Source organism: Celerinatantimonas yamalensis, assembly GCF_046054155.1.
Taxonomy (GTDB): domain Bacteria; phylum Pseudomonadota; class Gammaproteobacteria; order Enterobacterales; family Celerinatantimonadaceae; genus Celerinatantimonas; species Celerinatantimonas yamalensis.
In genome coordinates, this window is record NZ_JBEQCT010000002.1 from 730,254 (window position 1) to 748,277 (window position 18,024).

The 18,024-nt window shown below is 41.1% G+C and carries 14 protein-coding genes and 2 pseudogenes; 6 read left to right on the forward strand and 10 right to left on the reverse strand.

Annotated features, from left to right (window positions below):
* Positions 1 to 343 precede the first annotated feature (343 nt).
* Positions 344 to 571 (forward strand): hypothetical protein, encoded by a 228-nt coding sequence (locus ABUE30_RS07765; RefSeq protein WP_408623150.1) that lies wholly within the window; start codon positions 344 to 346, stop codon positions 569 to 571.
* A 3-nt stretch (positions 572 to 574) separates the two neighbouring features.
* Entirely contained in the window at positions 575 to 1,300 is a 726-nt protein-coding gene (gene nfsA / locus ABUE30_RS07770) for an oxygen-insensitive NADPH nitroreductase (RefSeq protein WP_408623151.1), read from the forward strand.
* 183 nt (positions 1,301 to 1,483) lie between these two features.
* Here the strand turns inward: nfsA and ABUE30_RS07775 are convergent, their stop codons facing one another.
* Genes ABUE30_RS07775 through ABUE30_RS07790 form a run of 4 tightly spaced genes read right to left on the reverse strand, consistent with a single transcriptional unit; the run spans position 1,484 to position 5,195 of the window.
* Positions 1,484 to 2,707: a nucleotidyltransferase domain-containing protein gene (locus tag ABUE30_RS07775; RefSeq protein WP_408623152.1), complete on the reverse strand. Its 1,224-nt coding sequence runs from the start codon at positions 2,705 to 2,707 to the stop codon at positions 1,484 to 1,486.
* A complete protein-coding gene (locus tag ABUE30_RS07780; RefSeq protein ID WP_408623153.1) occupies positions 2,704 to 4,440 on the reverse strand; it encodes an ABC transporter ATP-binding protein in 1,737 nt (578 codons plus the stop codon). Before ABUE30_RS07780 ends, ABUE30_RS07775 begins: the two co-directional genes overlap by 4 nt.
* A gap of 4 nt (positions 4,441 to 4,444) precedes the next feature.
* The gene (locus ABUE30_RS07785; protein ID WP_408623154.1) at positions 4,445 to 4,912 is read right to left on the reverse strand and encodes a lasso peptide biosynthesis B2 protein; all 468 of its coding nucleotides are present in this window, start codon (positions 4,910 to 4,912) and stop codon (positions 4,445 to 4,447) included.
* Positions 4,890 to 5,195, reverse strand: a complete 306-nt coding sequence (locus ABUE30_RS07790) for a lasso peptide biosynthesis PqqD family chaperone (RefSeq protein ID WP_408623155.1) — start codon at positions 5,193 to 5,195, stop codon at positions 4,890 to 4,892. Before ABUE30_RS07790 ends, ABUE30_RS07785 begins: the two co-directional genes overlap by 23 nt.
* Positions 5,196 to 6,037: 842 nt before the next feature.
* Between ABUE30_RS07790 and ABUE30_RS07795 the strand changes: the two genes are divergently transcribed.
* Positions 6,038 to 7,882, forward strand: a complete 1,845-nt coding sequence (locus tag ABUE30_RS07795) for an asparagine synthase-related protein (protein WP_408623156.1) — start codon at positions 6,038 to 6,040, stop codon at positions 7,880 to 7,882.
* Positions 7,883 to 7,901: 19 nt separating this feature from the next.
* Here ABUE30_RS07795 and ABUE30_RS07800 read toward each other — a convergent pair whose 3' ends face one another.
* The 5 genes from ABUE30_RS07800 to ABUE30_RS07820 form a co-directional block, all read right to left on the reverse strand.
* Complete coding sequence (locus tag ABUE30_RS07800) at positions 7,902 to 9,125, reverse strand: sugar-transfer associated ATP-grasp domain-containing protein (protein WP_408623157.1); 1,224 nt, start codon at positions 9,123 to 9,125, stop codon at positions 7,902 to 7,904.
* 7 nt (positions 9,126 to 9,132) lie between these two features.
* A complete protein-coding gene (locus ABUE30_RS07805) occupies positions 9,133 to 10,572 on the reverse strand; it encodes a GNAT family N-acetyltransferase (RefSeq protein ID WP_408623158.1) in 1,440 nt (479 codons plus the stop codon).
* Positions 10,569 to 11,471 carry a hypothetical protein gene (locus ABUE30_RS07810; RefSeq protein WP_408623159.1) on the reverse strand — a complete coding sequence of 301 codons (903 nt, stop codon included), beginning with the start codon at positions 11,469 to 11,471 and terminating at the stop codon, positions 10,569 to 10,571. Before ABUE30_RS07810 ends, ABUE30_RS07805 begins: the two co-directional genes overlap by 4 nt.
* 415 nt (positions 11,472 to 11,886) lie before the next feature.
* On the reverse strand, positions 11,887 to 12,615 hold the full coding sequence (locus ABUE30_RS07815) for an AAA family ATPase (RefSeq protein WP_408623160.1): 729 nt from the start codon (positions 12,613 to 12,615) through the stop codon (positions 11,887 to 11,889).
* 202 nt (positions 12,616 to 12,817) lie between these two features.
* Positions 12,818 to 13,672, reverse strand: a complete 855-nt coding sequence (locus ABUE30_RS07820) for a GNAT family N-acetyltransferase (RefSeq protein ID WP_408623161.1) — start codon at positions 13,670 to 13,672, stop codon at positions 12,818 to 12,820.
* A gap of 494 nt (positions 13,673 to 14,166) precedes the next feature.
* Here ABUE30_RS07820 and ABUE30_RS07825 point away from each other — a divergent pair.
* Together ABUE30_RS07825 and ABUE30_RS07830 are read left to right on the forward strand one after the other, a co-directional pair.
* Positions 14,167 to 14,445, forward strand: a pseudogene (locus ABUE30_RS07825) (transposase); the annotation flags it as partial.
* A 12-nt stretch (positions 14,446 to 14,457) separates the two neighbouring features.
* Positions 14,458 to 14,646 (forward strand): annotated as a pseudogene (locus tag ABUE30_RS07830) (IS3 family transposase); the annotation flags it as partial.
* A 565-nt stretch (positions 14,647 to 15,211) separates the two neighbouring features.
* Here the strand turns inward: ABUE30_RS07830 and ABUE30_RS07835 are convergent.
* Positions 15,212 to 15,748, reverse strand: coding sequence for a GNAT family N-acetyltransferase (locus tag ABUE30_RS07835; protein WP_408623162.1), 537 nt, complete (start codon positions 15,746 to 15,748; stop codon positions 15,212 to 15,214).
* Positions 15,749 to 16,483: 735 nt separating this feature from the next.
* Here ABUE30_RS07835 and ABUE30_RS07840 point away from each other — a divergent pair.
* A complete protein-coding gene (locus ABUE30_RS07840; protein ID WP_408623163.1) occupies positions 16,484 to 17,992 on the forward strand; it encodes a BglG family transcription antiterminator in 1,509 nt (502 codons plus the stop codon).
* Positions 17,993 to 18,024: the final 32 nt, after the last annotated feature.

An 18,024-nucleotide genomic window follows, 5' to 3' on the forward strand; every position in this document is an offset into this window, starting at 1 on the left:
CTACTGCTTTAAAGGCTGCTTTTCGGTTCTGTAAAATCGAACAGACCCACGCCACAACATACTACAACCGTGCGCAAAGACACTTTCATAAGTGAAAAATGCAACCGAATCAACGCGCAAAATCATTTCGAATGACAGCAACGAGTATGCGTTATTCACCAATATGTCAGCCAATTTTGCGCAATGCGCAGGCGTTTGAATCATCGGAATCGATGACTAACAAGCGCCAAACAAAAGCGGCGCTATCCCTAATATTAAGCTCTGCAAATGACATCGATGAGCTAACTGAAGTGAACGGCGATACCACATTACAGATAAACGCCCCTCTGACAAAAGGATGTAGATGTATACGGGGATGAAGACAATGCCAAAGCGCAAAGCCATTGACGATGTACGCGAGTCTTTCGCGAGAATAGATGAAATAAGGCGATTTAATTTATATGAAAAGCAACGAACAATCATCAGCCTTGCCCATAATGGCAGCAGCCCAAAAGCTAACGAATGCTGCGGCCAAATTAGCCACTATGCTACAATCACAATCGTCTCTCGTTTTAACAAGGTTGAAGGTTGAATGATGAATCAAACCATTGAGTTACTCTGTCGCCACACATCCATTCGAAAATTCACAGACAAGCCAATTGAAACGGAGCAGCTCAACGCTATTTTAGTGGCTGCTCAAGCCGCCTCGACATCAAGCTTTCTGCAAGCCAGTAGCATCATTCGCATAACCGACTCAAACAAGCGGGCCGAATTAGTCAAGCTGAGTGGCAACCAACCGTGGGTCGGAGAAGCCGCTGAATTTTTTGTCTGGTGTGCTGATTTTCACCGCCATCAGCAAATTGCGCCTGATGCTAAATTAGGGTTTACCGAGCAGCTGTTGATTGGTGCAGTCGACACCGCATTGATGGCACAAAATGCGCTGACTGCCGCGGAATCACTGGGATTAGGTGGTGTATTTATTGGCGGCCTACGTAATAGCCCAAATGAAGTGGTCGAGTTGTTGAATCTTCCCCAACAGGTGCTCCCACTATTTGGCATGTGTTTAGGCCATCCAGCGCAGCAACCTAGCATTCGTCCGCGCTTACCACAATCGCTAGTCGTTCATGAAAATAGTTACGCAGAAGAGCTCGATGGCGATCAATTGGCTCAATATGATGCCAAAGTCCGTGATTATTACACCCATCGCGCTGGCGCTGATAAGATCATGAGCTGGAGTGATCAGATCACCGCTATTTTAGCTAAAGAGTCACGCCCATATATGCAATCCTTCGTTCAATCACAAGGTTTTGCCACTAAATAAGATGACACCCAGCCACGCTGAAGTCACTGTAGCTGGGTAAACATCAACACACCCAAGAGGATAGCTAGGCGACAGCCCTATTAATAATGCACCATCTCTTATAAAGAATTCATCAATAGGGGCGGTCTCATATTATCAAAACCGATTCATATTGACTCTGTGACTAAGTAAAGCGAATCACGATCACTCCTTCTCATCAAACCATTGTAATAGAACCGCTAATTTTTTGGCCTGATGATTAAGCTCTTGCTGTTGATTCGATTTAAATACAGCGGGTAATCGCTGTAATATATACAACCATCGAAGTGGATAGTAGCAATAAACAAAAGGTGAATGGCGGCTCACGGGAAACTGAAGGCTAATATTGGTTTTGCTTGGAAAGATCTTGCGCGTTAGTATCCAGATCTTGTGCCACCAGCCATCACGCATCAAGTTGCTGAGCAGGATCTGATCGCCTCTAGCGTGGTAGTCTTGTAAAGTCAGCTCATAAAAGTACTTGGCATCTTGGGCTAATGCTTGACCACCACGACCAACGGTTTGTAACCCTTGAATATCGACACGCTCATCATAAAGCTTGAGCATATACAAAACCAGTGAGCAGCCATCACATCCCCCGCCCTCCTCAGCCTTTTGCCAAAACAGTGCCCAGTCGATCGGTTCTTTTTGAATTAAAAAAGCAATGTCTGATAGGATTAATGGGCCATTATTGAACTTATGATCATAGCTGGCATGGATAATTAAATGCAGCAGTAAATCAGTCGCCGACATAAAGTGAATGGTACGACCTGCCATATCAACGTCCCGACAGCGCGCCCAAAAATGGGGATCAGTGGTTAAATCTTCTCCAGGCCAATCATCAGGGTTTAATACTTTATTATGCAGTTCCACCACCACTTGACTAGGGGATTGCAGCGGCATGAGGTGCTTAAGCATTGCTTGAGCGCTTTGGACGTCCCCTTGATATTTAGGTGGATGCACATACCCTTGCGCCAATAAAAGTTGATAAGCCGCCATGAGCTGCTCATCAGGGATCAATAAATCAATATCTCGCATCGGTCTTAACGCGGGATTAGGATAGACAAAGTAAGACAAATAACTGCCCTTTAATGCGATATGAGCAATCCCCGCTTGCTCTAACAGTTGGTGTAACTTCAACAGCTCTGCTTGCATCGTTAAGCCGCGTATCACGGCGCGTTGATAGTATTCTTTGAGTGTTTGCCAAAGTACCGCCGGCAACTGTAATTTCTTTTCTTTCAATCGCCAATAAAGAAGCGGTGCAATCCGATGCTCTCGGGCCATATGAATCAGCTGTTGCCAATGTGCATCAGTTAAAACCGCCAGTTGACTCGCCGTTATGCTGTCCTTCGGCGAAATCAATTCAAGTAAAATGGCTTTCATATCACTCATTCGCAGCTACTCTGTGGTTGTCTTAAGCTCTGCCAGCTGCCTTGAGCAATTACTTGCCCGTTAGCCAACTTGATCACTTGGTCGGCATGTTCAAGAGTGGGAAGTCGATGGCCAATCACCACCAGAGTTAAATGACCATGAAGATTCTCAATCGCTTCTCTGATCCGAGATTCATTTTCCATATCAAGTGCACTGGTCGCTTCATCCAGAATTAATAACGCCGGACGTTTCAATAATGCTCTTGCTAAAACAATACGTTGTCGTTCACCACCGGAAAGCCTGACACCCCCATCCCCAACTTGAGTATCCAACTGAGCGGGTAGCTGAACGACAAATTCTGCGGCGGCTAACTTTAACGCATCCAATAAATCGTCTTCGCTGGCAGATGGATTGCCCCACAACAAATTATTACGAATGGTATCATTAAATAGAAAAATATCCTGAGGGACATAGGCCACCGAGCGGCGCCAGCTATGACGAAAATTTCCTGTAAGTTCAGTATCATCAACACGAATCAGACCGTTACTACTTTCCAGTAATCCCATCAACAAGTCTGCTAAGGTGCTTTTACCCGCACCTGAGTGACCGATAATCGCAGTGGTAGTGCGCGCACGCAGTGTGATCGAAATATGTTTAAGCGCATCTTGATTTTCTTCATCATAACGAAATGAGACATTCTCAAAGGTAATCGCGCGGTGCAAAGACACCATCGCACTATCTCGTGGGGCTGTTGGTTCACCGTAGCGTTGATAAAGTGCTTGTAAGTGCTGCGCTTGAGTAAATGCTGGCAGTGCATGTAAACAATGATGGAGCTGCTGCTGCGCGGACATAAACAGGGGGATCATCCGACTAAAAATAATCACCAGAGTCAATAATTGCGCAATATGCAAATGCCATAGTTCTAACCCAACAAACAGATAAATAATCAGCAACATCGCCCCGCCAATCTGAAATAAACCCTTGGCAAGACTCGTATCGATTTGAAAATTTAATTGCTGCTGACGTAATGTGCCCATAATGGTTTTAAATCGCTCAACAAACGCATGTTCTCGACCAAGAATTTTAGCCAATTTAATACCAGCTAGACTTTGTTGAACATTACTTTGCATCGCTTGATTGGCTTCACCAAGCTGATGCCCGAGCGATAACGCGCGTTTACGTTGGCCACTTAACACCCATAACATCGCGCCACCGCTGATGAAAGCCAATAATGTGATAGGCCAAGATAGGCTAAAAGCGACCACCAAATAAGCGACCATTGTCACCATTGAAGCAAGTAGTCCAAGGGTGAAATGAAAGCCCATTCCCACTCGGTTAATATCGGTTAATAGGCTATTCGCTTGTTCTGCTTGGCTTTGCATAGCAAGCCATTTCCACTCAGTGTTTAGCAATAATGAAAAATTCTTTAAACGCATCGTATCAACAAGTTGATACTGCATTGTTGCACTCATTTGTTCTCGAAAATATTGCAGTATCACTCGAACCACTATCAAAAATAAGACCGTTCCCATTAATGTGGTTAATGAAAAATGTAAGCCAAAATTTGCTAATTTTTCAATTAGTTGAGGCTGTTCACTCACTTCATTGGTTTGTAGTGATTGTAATAATGGGACTAACAACAAGACCCCGAATCCTTCCGTGATACCGGTCAGTACCATTAGCATTAATAGTAAGCCAACACGCCGATATGACACCATTTGCAGTAATGCCCGTATTACCTTCAACAATTGCATCAAATTAAGTCCTTGATTGACGCTCAAATAAAAAGGCATTCATGACAGTAAACTGATTAAAGCTATAACCCCCGCTGACACGAATTTGCCCTGCAACGACCCATGCGTGGGCACTCAATTCATGCTGATGATCTTTAGCTAAGCCAAAAAAAAGTGTGCCGGGGATACCATAAAGCCCGAGTAATACTCGAGCGGTAATCGCTTGCGGAAAACAGTTGGAATTCCAAGGCGTATATACAGCCATACCTTGCACCACGCGACTAATTTGCTGGGCTCGTCTTTGCTGCGTATCGCTCAACAGCGGCACCCAATACTGATTGCCCTGTGGCGTACCTAATCGACTAGCCAATAGCCGAAAAGGCAGAGTAAAGATCATCAACTTCGTCAGACCGAGTAGCACCCAGACTGGCGCAGCCCAAAGCTTCACAAAGTAAGTTTGCCGAGCAAATTTATGAAACGCTTGGATCAGCACTTTTTATTACCAAGTTGTTGTTAATAAGCGATTGGCAAAACGCAATGACATCATGTTGGCACTGTGCATGTGCAATCTCGTATTCATCACAAAGCTTGACTACAAGCCCTCTTATGCGGATAGGTTCTGCTAATAATTGCCAAATTTGGTTACCCGCACCACCGATACCATAGTAGTTGCCACTTTCAAGATCCATCATCACGGTTTCACCATCCATCTTGGTAAAAATCTGTTCAGGATTACGCTGTAAGCAAGTATCAAGGGTTAAATCTGTCATCGCCATGCTCATTCCTATTGATTGTCGCTTATCCAAAAGACTACACATGAAATTAAACTCTATGAACTTTTAACATCTATTGACAAAAAAATCATCATTCAAACTTAAAAAAGTACTTATTTAAGGTATTCATCCGGTTCAATTCAAATTAACCTCATTCTACATATAGCTTGTATATGAGCATCTAACAAATGGAGAATATGAGTAACACAGCATTCGTGATATACATGCCCCATACAATTAATATTCGTAAGTGTTTATATCAATACAGATAATGGGTATATCTGTCTATGAGCCAAAAGGTAAAAGGTAAAAGTGTATCCAGTTCGACCGAAACGGCATTAACAGGGTTATTGGTTACATCAACCTATTAAATTTATTATATATTTTTATTTACAGTCTTTTATATGATTTCGGATACTTACAAGATCAATGATAAATCGGTGATCATCCACACGTTTAAGGGTGAATGTGCATCCATGGTTATGGCGACGTTCACACCCATGCGGTATTAGATTACGGTTAACCTCGTTTATTTCTATATGTGTCCACATAAGTCCTGTTCCATATTGGATGAGCCATGTTGGACTGACGATGACATGAACAAACTTAACGCCGAGGACTCGATGAATACAGTGCTCTCGATAACTAATCATTTTTTAGCAATGAACTCGGGCACGATACAATGATTGGAATATCCATTGAGCGCAAATTTTTGATCAGTGACTCGACCCATTGACGGATAGAGCATCTAAAACTGCAATTAAATTTCCACCATTCAGATTGTTAAATAATTTCATTACCACTTATGATTAAACTATTATCTAATATCAAAGGTATTTCATTTAATGTTTGCTGGCGTTTTTTCTCAAAAATCGATACTTGCGCAGATGGAAGCCACGGTTATTTACCATGCTTTGTCCCCTTATAAAAAACCAGATCGTTTTGGTTTTAGATCAAGTCAGAAAAGCTGGCTCTATGAACAGCGCCACTATTGTGGTTTCTTTGATAGGGATGCGCAACTACCGCTTATCTGCTCAAAAACAGGTGTCGCTTTGGCATTTTGGGGACGGTTAGATAATCGTAGCGCACTAGCTCAAACATTGGCCCTTGATGAAAAAAATCCAAATCTTACTGATGCTCAATTGGTATTGGCTGCGTGGCATTATTATCAACAACAACTGCCGGAACATTTACTCGGTGACTTTGCCTTGGCGGTGATCGATGAATCGCGCCAGCGGGTTTTCTTAGCACGCGATCCACTGGGCGTTAAGCCACTTTATTACCATTTTGATCAAGGGCAATTAACTTTCGCTTCATCAGTCGCTGGGTTAAAGTGTACTAATTTGCCGCTTAGCCGTAATACGCAATGGATGATAAACTATCTTTGGGGAATATCAGGTCATAAACAGACAACGGCCTATGATGATGTATATAAGCTTTTGCCAGGTCATTGCTTAACCCTTGACCAAGACGGTTTACAGCTACGCAAATGGCACTTCTGGCACGATAATGCCCCAATGGCTACGCGGCGAGAGCCGCGTTGGGTCGAGGTATACAGAGAAGTATTAGAAGAGGCCATTCGGGCTCGCATGGGCAGCCCCTATCCATACGGTTGTGAAAATAGTGGCGGTATTGATTCAGCAACAATTGCCGCTTATTTAGCCAAATTTCTAGGCACCCCAGGGGAGCAACTTCACAGTTTTGGATTTGCGTTGTGTGAATTGGAACCCGAATATATTCTAGCAACCAGCCAAGCTTGCCATATTACCCATAATTACCTGATTAGTACTCATATCGATAATGAAATGGAGCGCATTGAACGGGGCATCAAAGTTCTAGGATTCCCGGAAGAGCATGGCAATGCCTCGTTGCATCTCCCCTTTTATCAGCAATGTGAACAGCGTAACATCAAAGTGCTCTATTCTGGTTTTGGTGGCGATGAGGTCGTCAGCAACCCCGGCTATATGTTGCGTTATGAACTATTGGATCAAGGCAAATACGCGAATCTCTATGATATATTGCCAGGCAACCTACTGACGCGGAATCTACGGCTACTTAAGAGTGCTGTAAAACGACATTCTCCTGAATACAACCCTGCGTTTTTAAATGCATGGCAGCAGCGTTGGCCCTATTGTCCGCTCAGCAAAGAAGTTATCCAACTTTATGATATTTATAATCATTATATGGAGACAGCTCGTTATGACGCCCCTTTTCGGCGTATCAACGATTTTATCCTCAATTACCATCTAAACAAACTACAAGTGAGTGCTAGACTGGATAATTGCACCCTAATGGCGGCTTCTTATGGTATTGATTATCGCTGGCCATTGTGGGACGTACGACTGGTGCAACAATACCTCTCTACCCCATCCATCGAAAAATTTGGCCCCAAAGGAATCGGACGCTATCTGCACCGCCGCGCAATTACTGGCATCGTTCCGCAGAAAGTAGCATGGAAACCCAGCAAAGATATGGGCTACAACGCATTGAACCAGACGCATGTAACGCGATCACTGCAAATCCCAGAAGATCATAATTTAGCCCCTGAACTCGCAGCTCTGCTTGATACCCAGAAATTAGAACAATGGCGCCGACATGGCAATTCACTCACGGATCAGAATGCCCGATTCGTGATTCATCGTAACATCGATCGCATCAAGTGGCTGAATGCATGGCTCAAAGACAATTAAACGGATGTGCAAGTCAATCTTATGATGGGGACTTTAATAACGGTCCATTGATCATTTGTGGCGTTAAGGTCCCCCAACCACTGTTGCCTTCCAGCATAATTGGGCCGGTTGGAGTGAGCACCCAATCCCAGGCAATAGCTTTGATATCGGAGAACTGTTGATGAGCAAGATGGCTTTGAGAAACCAGTAACGACCAAAATGGTAATTGAGGATTTTTCGCCGCCTGTTGCCATAACTTATCGGCTCTTTCTCGGCGGCTATACAAATATTCGTTCGGAAAGGGAAATAACACGCCTGAGGGCGAGATCCCCAGCAGCGCATATTCAATCAAATTGTCACCTTGAAATGGCACCTCCAGAGAGGCGCTCAAACAATGTACTGCGCCATCGCGCCACTGACTGATATAGCGCAAGGTTATCACCTCTTGAGCACGACACAGATGGGCAAGCGAGGGATGATTTTGTAACAACGGCTGAATTAGTACATCATCGTTTTGTAAAAGCTGTTGCCACGCCAATTCAACCTCGGCGGTGGTTGTAAGCACTTTTCCAGTGAAGGTTTTACCAGTGAGCTGATCCGCTTGAGGAAAAACAGCAAAAGCGCCTCGCCCCTGATTTCCCGATCGACTTTTGATAAAACAAGGCGTTGTTTGGCAGAGCAGAGCAGCCAGCGATTGTTGGCTATATCGAGGGAGCAGTGCCTGAGTCGCTACCACATGAAAACCCTGCGCTGACAACATGTCGGCAAGCGCTTGTTTATCCTGCAGTTGGACTAAAGACGCGGGACGCAGCCCCAATGGCATACTTTGTCGATTATGATAGCTCGGTAACTCGTGGTCAAACACATAATCGAGTAACTGTTGGGGATGAAGATGCAAGCCAAAGCAATACACAGTATTCGGCGGCACACACCAGCAGAGCGCTAAATGCTGCACGCGCCAATATTGCTCCCATAGCGATAACCCCGTACATTGTTTAACCGAAGCGCCATGACGTTTAAGACTCCGATAGCTAGCACGCCAACTCCCCCAACAGAGCCACCGTAACCAGAGCCACATTTGCAACAAACACCACAAAGGTCGTGGCCAAGCACCTCGATTGTGCCACCAAAAATCGCGGTGTAGCTTGAGTCTCCTATCATTTGTCGTAAACAGATAACGCCAGCTCATCAACCCGTGGGGCAGCGAACGTCTTACCCAATCGCGGATAAGCGCATGGACCACTTTATTGATGAGTCGGCTCATCAGCACATCATTTCCGGTGCTGCCAGTTTTGGCGATGTAAGATGTAGTGGTTCAGCCTCATTGGCTCACCAGTAGATATATTTTTACCCTCGTTTTGCCTGTACTCAAGCTCAAAACCCAATCGAGTCATCATGGCATTTAAGCGGTGATGGGTAGCGATAACCTGCCCATAAAAGCGCTCTATATTGCCATCGGCAAAAAAATGATCAAAGAGTACGGGTAACACATCATCAGGAACCCCCTTACCCCACAGACTTTTATCGCCAATAACGAGGGTGAATTCGGCGCTTGCAGTCGATAAACGTTGAACAGTGACAAAACCGACTAAGATGCCAGATTTGCGAAAAATTCCCAGATGAAATGAGTCTTTATAATTAAATTGGCGTAAATGACGCAAAGTCTGCTCGCGTTGCCAGCCTCGAGGGACATGATTGAGACCTTGCTGAATTGCGGCATCATTAAACCAACTGATGTAATCATCATTCACATCTACATCGCATATTGGACGCAATAAAAAGTGCTGGGTTTCAAGCAAAATAGAGCGTTTGTCATCATTGTTCAGCAACAATGACTCTGCAACCGGCTGCGGAGTAACCAACGCATGCCCATGCTCATCCAAATATCCGAGGCGGCGCATCATGGGGCCATGATCGGCAATAATTTGTACAATCTGCTCAGCACTGAGTTTATTTTGCCAATCACCGCTTTGTCCTTGGCGAAAAAATAGCGATGCTTTTGCTGGTCGCTCTTTAAAGCCTTTTTCCTGTTCTTGACGAGACAGCTCTTTAAAATCACTAAATGCGATCGCCTGTTTAATCCGCACCGGATCAGTCGGTAGTTCTAAGAATTGACAAGCTTGAGTAAAGGTTGCCAGCGGATTAGCATGCATATCTTCATAGCGGATCACGAGGCGTTTTAAGTTGGCCGCATCCAGCCAACTGGCGACATGATCTGACCAGCTCAGTAGGTGTTGACGCACTTGAAGCTTCAGTCGATTAGGATGATTCAATAACGAAAACTTAGAATCCCCCATGTAGGCAATTGCTTGGTCAAGACTACACTGAAAATGATTCGCACATGAGGGCGCCACATCCAACGGATTACGCACAATATAAAGCGCCCCCTTAGTGCCGTGTACACCCACTAGCGGTTCGCCAGCTACGGGAAAAGTATAAGCATCGTGGATCTTATGATATCCCAGTTCGACGGTATCTTTGTCCCAGTCATACACCGCCGGACGTAAGCGATCAATTTCATCTGCGCTTAAATCGGCACTATCAAATCCTAAACAGTCATCTAACCAGCTACGAGCACTCGCAATACTGCCAGTCTTCAGGGCGTTGATATCAACAGGTTTATCGCCATTTTCTAACAAATTTTGCAAAAAACTGCGAAACCACGTATTACCAGATTTAGGATACGAGGCCAACCAATAGAGACTGCTCATGCACGGGCCTCAATATCGAGTAAGATCGTATCAATCAGCTTATCAAGCTTAAAACCTTGGTTTGGACGCGTCAAACGGGCCAGATGGATCTGCCCAGCCAATTGGCCGCACAATTGAAAATGTTGTGGCTTAAGATCCATCGCCGCTAAAAACTTAGGCCGATAGGTGTTGGTTTTCAGTGCCTGAAATTTTTCCATCCCAGTCATAGGCTCAACCGTTATCTCATTGATGTTTTCATTATTGAGAATATATACCCAGCGCACTGGCAGTTTTTGTTGCAGCCCCAGATCATTGACTGGAAGATTGAATTTTTCCATATCAGGTCGAATCCGGCGCAATTCACTCGTCTTGATGTTGAATTGATCGGCCACGTCTTGCCACAACTTGATACGAGGGAAACCGGGCAAAGCATCCCCAGAGGACGTAATCGGGACAACATCGTCAGCCAGCACTTGATAACCACGGCGCATAAACCCGGCAGCAAGTGTTGATTTACCCGCCCCAGAAGGCCCCACACAGATCAAACAGTGATCGCCGATACGGATTGCATTGCCGTGGAGCACAAGCAGCTCACGCTGAAACAATAACGCACCAAATATCGAACCCAGCAAAAAGACTCGAATACTATCCTCATCAATATCAGGAGCAGGATCGATCAGAATTTCTTGCCCGTTTATCACCAAAAATCGCGCGACACCTGGGATCTTTAGCCAAAGCTTATCCTTAGCCACCCATAGAAAAGGACCCATTTTCTGACCATCATCAAGCCCATGATCAGGGACGTTCTCATACCGGATCTGCACATCGATAGATTGACTCTGATCAGCGAGGTTAAACAGTTCGGGCAATTCAATCTCACTGGCAATAGTGAGATGGTAGGCTGAATACATCAAAGTCATCGCGATGTCCTGAAACTTGAGGCGTTTATATATAAAAATAGCATTTAATATAACTAATTATAAAAAATTATAACATGCTCTAATTAGCTCAATGACCTCGCTATGTTGCCCTGAACGTAAGCACATAAGCAAGGATATCAAAAAAAACCAAGCCCTTCGAATCCATATAGCCACACCTAGGAATCCACTGATTAGAACGGTTTCTCTAGGCCATATTGCGTTTTAAGGAGGATTGTTGCCATGGAGATCGACCTTATATGTCAATGGGATAAATCCATGCATAACTAATATATGATTGAATATAACGATCTTAAGATGAATCGGCTATAATGTGAAGTGTAGACTAAGTCTATTTTTATCATTGAACCTTGTTGATCAATAACAAGAATATGACCCAAAATTAGACTAATGAGCGTTAAAGAAGTGTATTCAGAAAACGATCCGGGTTATTGATAAAACACTTCATAATGACAAAATTATCTGTCTCGGAATAATTCACCTGGTTAATCCCATCAGCAGAAAACTCTAATATGATAGCATTGGGAAAAGTGATAAGTATGGGTGAGTGCGTCGCAATAATAAATTGACACCCCAAACTAACAAGTTCAGCCATTTTACTCAAAAAGGCGAGCTGGTGCTGTGCAGACAGTGACGATTCGGGTTCATCAAAAATATAAAGACCATTTTTACCAAACCGGTGAACGATAAGATCGAGGAGTGATTCGCCATGTGAGCGGGTATGTAAATCCCTTCCACCATAGGAATCTTTGATAAGTGGCCTCAAGCATGGCTCTTCATCTAGCTGATTCATATTCGTAATGACATTATAAAAACTTTCAGAGCGGTAGAAATAACCATTTTTTGGCCGTAAAGCTGACCGAGAAAGCCGAAGGGCCTTCGCAAGAACCGGTGTATTCTCACCCGTTGAGAAATTAAAATTTCGACTCCCACCCTCGTGATTAAAACCCGCCGCTACAGCAATCGACTCGATTAATGTTGATTTACCTGAGCCATTTTCACCGACAAAAAACGTAACGGCAGGATGCAGTTCAAGCAAATCTAAATGCTTTAGTGATGGTAAGTTAAAGGGAAAGGCATCTACCTTTTTGTCCTTTTTTATTTCTATATGCTTTATATACGGCATTTCACTTCCCCTTATCCACACGACTAAATGAATATATTAAATAAAATAAATAAATTCATTCATTAGCATTAAATTTTTATGAAAAGCCAATAATAGAACCTACAATAGTTCACTTATTATCTAAATTCACGAATATCTTTGCACTTTCTTATCACTATTTTCCTTGATTACATAATCACACAATTAACCTGGGAAGCGATTGTTATGTAACATTAATTTTGTATTCCATTTCTAACTGATTGATTGTGTTTTTGAATCCAATGTCTAATATTAGTTTTTCCATAATACTATTTTCTTCAACATTCAGATATTTCAGCACATTGCTTTGAGTGTTTACATATAGTTCATCTACTATTCTTTCAATATTTTCAATCGTACGCCAACCTGGATCCATTCCTAATTGTAAGATAGAACCATTAGCTCGATGTACAATACCATACCCAATCAATCTATTATCTTCTATTATTCTAGCAACATAATAGTTATTTTTGGCATTTAAATATGAAACCATGGAGTTTTGCCATGACGGCACGAATGTACAATATTCACTGACAGGTAAATTATTTAATTGAATATCAATGCTAGCAATCTTTGCCTTGCTTATATTGTCACTCTTTCTATTTTCGCTAATATATTCATAACATTTAAATTTTCTACTTATTCTAAATCCATATTTCATATATAAATTTTGAGCTGGAACATTATGTTCAAGAACTTCAAGTACGAATTTATCTATTTCATTTTCAACCATTAAATCTTTTATTTCACAGATTAGTTTATCTGCAATTTTCCGTCCTTGATATTTTTTCCGTACACCTGTTGCTAAGTCATAAAAAACTGATAGATTTCCAATCTTTCGATATCCAATAAGAAGAAATCCAATCAAGTTTTCTTCTTCGAAATATCCAATAGATTTTCCTTTGCTAAGACTTCTCGCAGAAAACATTTCCATCAATTTATCTTTTGGCATATCCATCTTTACTTCATATTCCGAAAATGCGTCAACGAAAGCGTCATGAATCATATCGAATGATGTATTTTTAAGAGATGCTATCATAGCTTTATTCTCCATGCGCCGAAGGCGTTTACAATCGAGGTAGAGCGCCCATTACTGAGACAACTCCGCACGAGCGGAATGACCGCATCCGGCTCTTCAGTTATAGAGTCACTCGTATCAATACACGTGCCGGATACCAGTCGACATGAATAAATCGTTGACTCACTTGGGGTCGCTCCAATCCATAATACGTTAACATCTTCTTGAAATTATTCCAGAGATAGCTCTTTCTGCCACTTCGACAATTCAGCCATTTAAATAGACTGTGGATCACTTGATGGTAGACGTTCGCACATGCTCAACAGTTGTCGGGCAAGCCGAAGTCATTGTGCTTTTGCATCTGAGTTCTAGCTAATCAGTGGCGATTCATATGCAGACAATTAACACGACCAAATAGAGTCTGAACAGATGACTTTTCTTCAAAATTTTCATCCCAGCTTAGGAACATAACGAGCCTGTAGAATTACTCGTCTTTTAATTTATTTTTATTGATGGAATCATCGTTTGCAACATTATGTGGCGTTAATCCAATTCCAGCTTCATCGGGTAAAACTACCCGTCATAGATTGAATCGTGGAGGCTGTCGCAGTGCGAACAACGCTCTCTGGACCGTAGCTATGGTAAGAATGCGAAGTGACCCCAGAACAAAAGACTATGTCGCTCGAAGAACAGCGAAAGGGTTATCAACTAAGGAAATAACTCGCACCCTAAAGCGTTATATAGCGAGAGAGCTATTCCCGCTAATACTGAAAGATCTAGCGAACCTGGCTTGACATAGGCGCGTAAATGCTTGTGTTGAGAGCTTATTCTATTCAATGAACGTTGAAGCGATCCAATATGAGCCGATCATGACAAGAGATGAGATGCGCCAAACGCTCTTCGAGTACATAGAGGTTGATTATAATCGGACGAGAAGGCACAGTGCTCATGGGTATCTAAGCCCAATTAACTTTGAAAAGCAAAATGTCGCTTAGTGAAGTGTCCAGTCTGACTGGAGCAGATCATAACTTATACCATTGAATTTAAGTTCCCATGTAATAGCAGCATCTTTAGCTTCGTAATTTCTAATTTTAATCATAACTTCCAGTGATTAGCTAACGCTGCCTAGACCTCCCAGACTGAGCATCCACTTCAAGGCCGGATCAACGACGACGTAGATCTTTAAGAAACGGGTGGCACAGAACGATGAACACCCTCAATATCTTTCTTGAAACGTTGTAATAAGAACTCAATACAAGCAACAAAATCGTTTACACCTTAAATGAGCCTGAAACTAACTGTGCATACAGCACCTGAACTTGAGTAGTGCCATCTTAGGGTTAACCGATAAATGTCTAGTGCCCCTGTTATTTCAATGGAATAAAAAACGACAGGCTGCGGTAAGACCGCAATAAGAGAGCCTCTATATATGTTTGCTGTAAACGATGATTAACAGCCATATGACAGACGAAGTAAATGCATGTGTTGATTGATTTGAATCTGACTAAAAAAGCCAGATTAGTTAAATTCGTCTATTGACAGGCCGAAGGCTCATATGTGTTATGTTTTTGAATTATGTAGACCATAAATGGCATGATTCAGAATACGCTCTCCGATTTTTTCCCTATTTGTGATTACCCCCTCAAGAGTCATGCCCAGTCTTTCGCACACTGATCGACTAGATATGTTTTCTTCGGCGGCTGAAATTTGTATTTTATGCATACCTAACTGAGTAAAGGCGTAATCAATAAGGTACTGACAAGCACGAGTTATTATTCCATGCCCCTGATATTGTTCACCAAGCCAATAACCTATTTCTACGACCTTCAAATCATGGTTAATTGTATTAAAACCACAATTACCTACAATGTCGCCTCTATATTCAATAGAGCAATTCATGCTTTTACCATCTGCATACTTGTGCAATGACCCTTTTACGAATTTTTTAAAGTCATCTTCTGTCTTACAGAATAATGGCCATGCCATCCACTGAGAAATGTACTCATGACTCTCTTTGGTTAATTCCACATATTTTGACACAAATGCTTCGTGGACTAAATGAAGAGTGATTTCGTTATCAACGACTACTTTAAACATTAAACCTTCCTTTTAATTTTAGTAAATGATGCATGCATAGATAGAAACAATCGTGGTAGCGCGATCTGTTACCAGACCGACCCCGCACAGATCCGGACGTGCGGAATGACCGCATCCGGCTCTTCAGTTATATAGTCACTCGTGTTAAACACGTGCCTGATATCAGTCGACATGAATAAATCGCTTACTCACTCGGGGTCGCTCTAATCCATAATACGTTAACATCTTCTTGAAATCACTCCAATTATAACTCTTTCTGCCACTTCGACAATTCAGCCATTTAAATAGACTGTGGATCACTTGATGGTAGACGTTCGCACATGCTCGACTGTTGTCGGGCAATACGTCACTTTAGCCCCTTGGTATTGGTCAATAATGGCTTGAAAGTGTTCTTTGAAGTGGTCAATGTGCATAGTAGTCTCCCGAAAAAGGGGTATATGATCACAGCTAAATGTGATCGTCAAATTGATCGTGATTTTAGCTAAAAAACGTTCACGATCTCACCCTGACAACTTTATGGATAAATTTTCAATATTTACTAATAGTAGTCATGGAACACAAAAACCAAAGCATAATTAGGATAAATTATTTAATTTAATTTTTTATAAAAAACATTAAATAAGATCTAGATCAAATTTTTAGCTTTAATCCTGTCCATTAAAAATGGACAGATTATGTTATTCATTATATGTGATTTATATTGCTATTATAGAAACATTGCAGGAAGGGGGTAATATGATTTTATCTAGAAGACAAAAAAATATTCTTGATCATCTAGTTCAAGAGGATAACTTCATTACTGCTAAAGAACTCTCTACAAAATTAAATGTATCTGAGAAAACGATATATCGTGAAATAAAAAATATTAAAGAAAGTCAATCTAAGTACATGGACATCATCATTAACCATATAGGTAAAGGATTTAAAATAAATTATGAAGAATATATTAACAAATTCTCTAATTCAAATAATAGTGCCTATAAAAAGCATGCAATATCTACGAGTGAGCGAAGAGAAAAAATCCTTATTTACTTATTGTTGAGTTCTCCAGAAAAAACATCAATTTCCAGGCTATCAGAATTATATATGATCAGTGCATCTTCTATTGCTCATGATCTTGATCACATAAAAGAAATATTAAACGATACCAACGTTAAACTCATAAAAACAAGTCAGGGCACTTTTATTAATGGTGACGAGGAAAAAATAAGAGAATTACTAAAGAATTTCATTATTAACATAATCACCAATAATGACTACAGTTATGATCTTATTTTACTTCAAGATTATTTTTTATATGAAGAAATTGTTTTTACTAAAAATATTTTAAAATATATTATGTCGAAAAATATATCATTAGAAGAACCCTACTATATAAATATATTAATTTACATAACTGTAACTATAAAAAGAATTAAAACAGGACAATATTTAGGTAGAATAGTTTATCCTAACAAAGAAAAAACAAAAAACTTAGCAATCAAAAAAATAGCAAGTGAACTCACAAAAAAAATATCATCATATACCATGAGAATATTAAATGATTATGAAAAAGAAAATTTATATTACCTTATTTATTCATCAAGATTTTCTGAAAGCTGTGACAGAAATAAATTTGACAGTTCCAATGAAGAAGTTGAGTGTGTGAATTTTACTAATTTTCTTATCGTCAATATGGTTGATGAATGTTCGGCTAAATTTTTTGATAACAATGAACTACGCAGAAACCTTATGCCGCATGTAAGATTGTTAATCTTGAGGTTAAAACATCACATCAATATCCATAATCCACTGTTGGATGAGATTAGAAGCGAGTGTGATCTTTTATTTAATTCTTTAACAAAAATAATTAAAAATTCAACAATATTTAATAAATATAAAAACATCAGTTATGATGAAATAGGTTACCTCACCTTGTATTTTCAATATTACTATGAGCAACACCTGCAATCTTTGAACATTGTCATAGTTTGTTCCACAGGCATTGGGACATCACATCTTTTAAAGGGACGGGTGTTAAAATCTTTCCCAAAATGGAAAGTTGTCGACATTATTCCGTTTTCAAAGATAAAAAAAATACAGGATATAGAAAGTGTGGACTTAATATTAACGACCATTAATATAGATAGCTTTGACTATAAGGTGCCTTACGTTCACGTCAGTGCTTTTATTAATGAAAAAGATATTGATAATATATTAAAAATAACTAAAACACTAGAAGTGGACGAGCGCCATAGATTATAAGTGGATTTTTAATCAATTAGAATGGTAAGCCA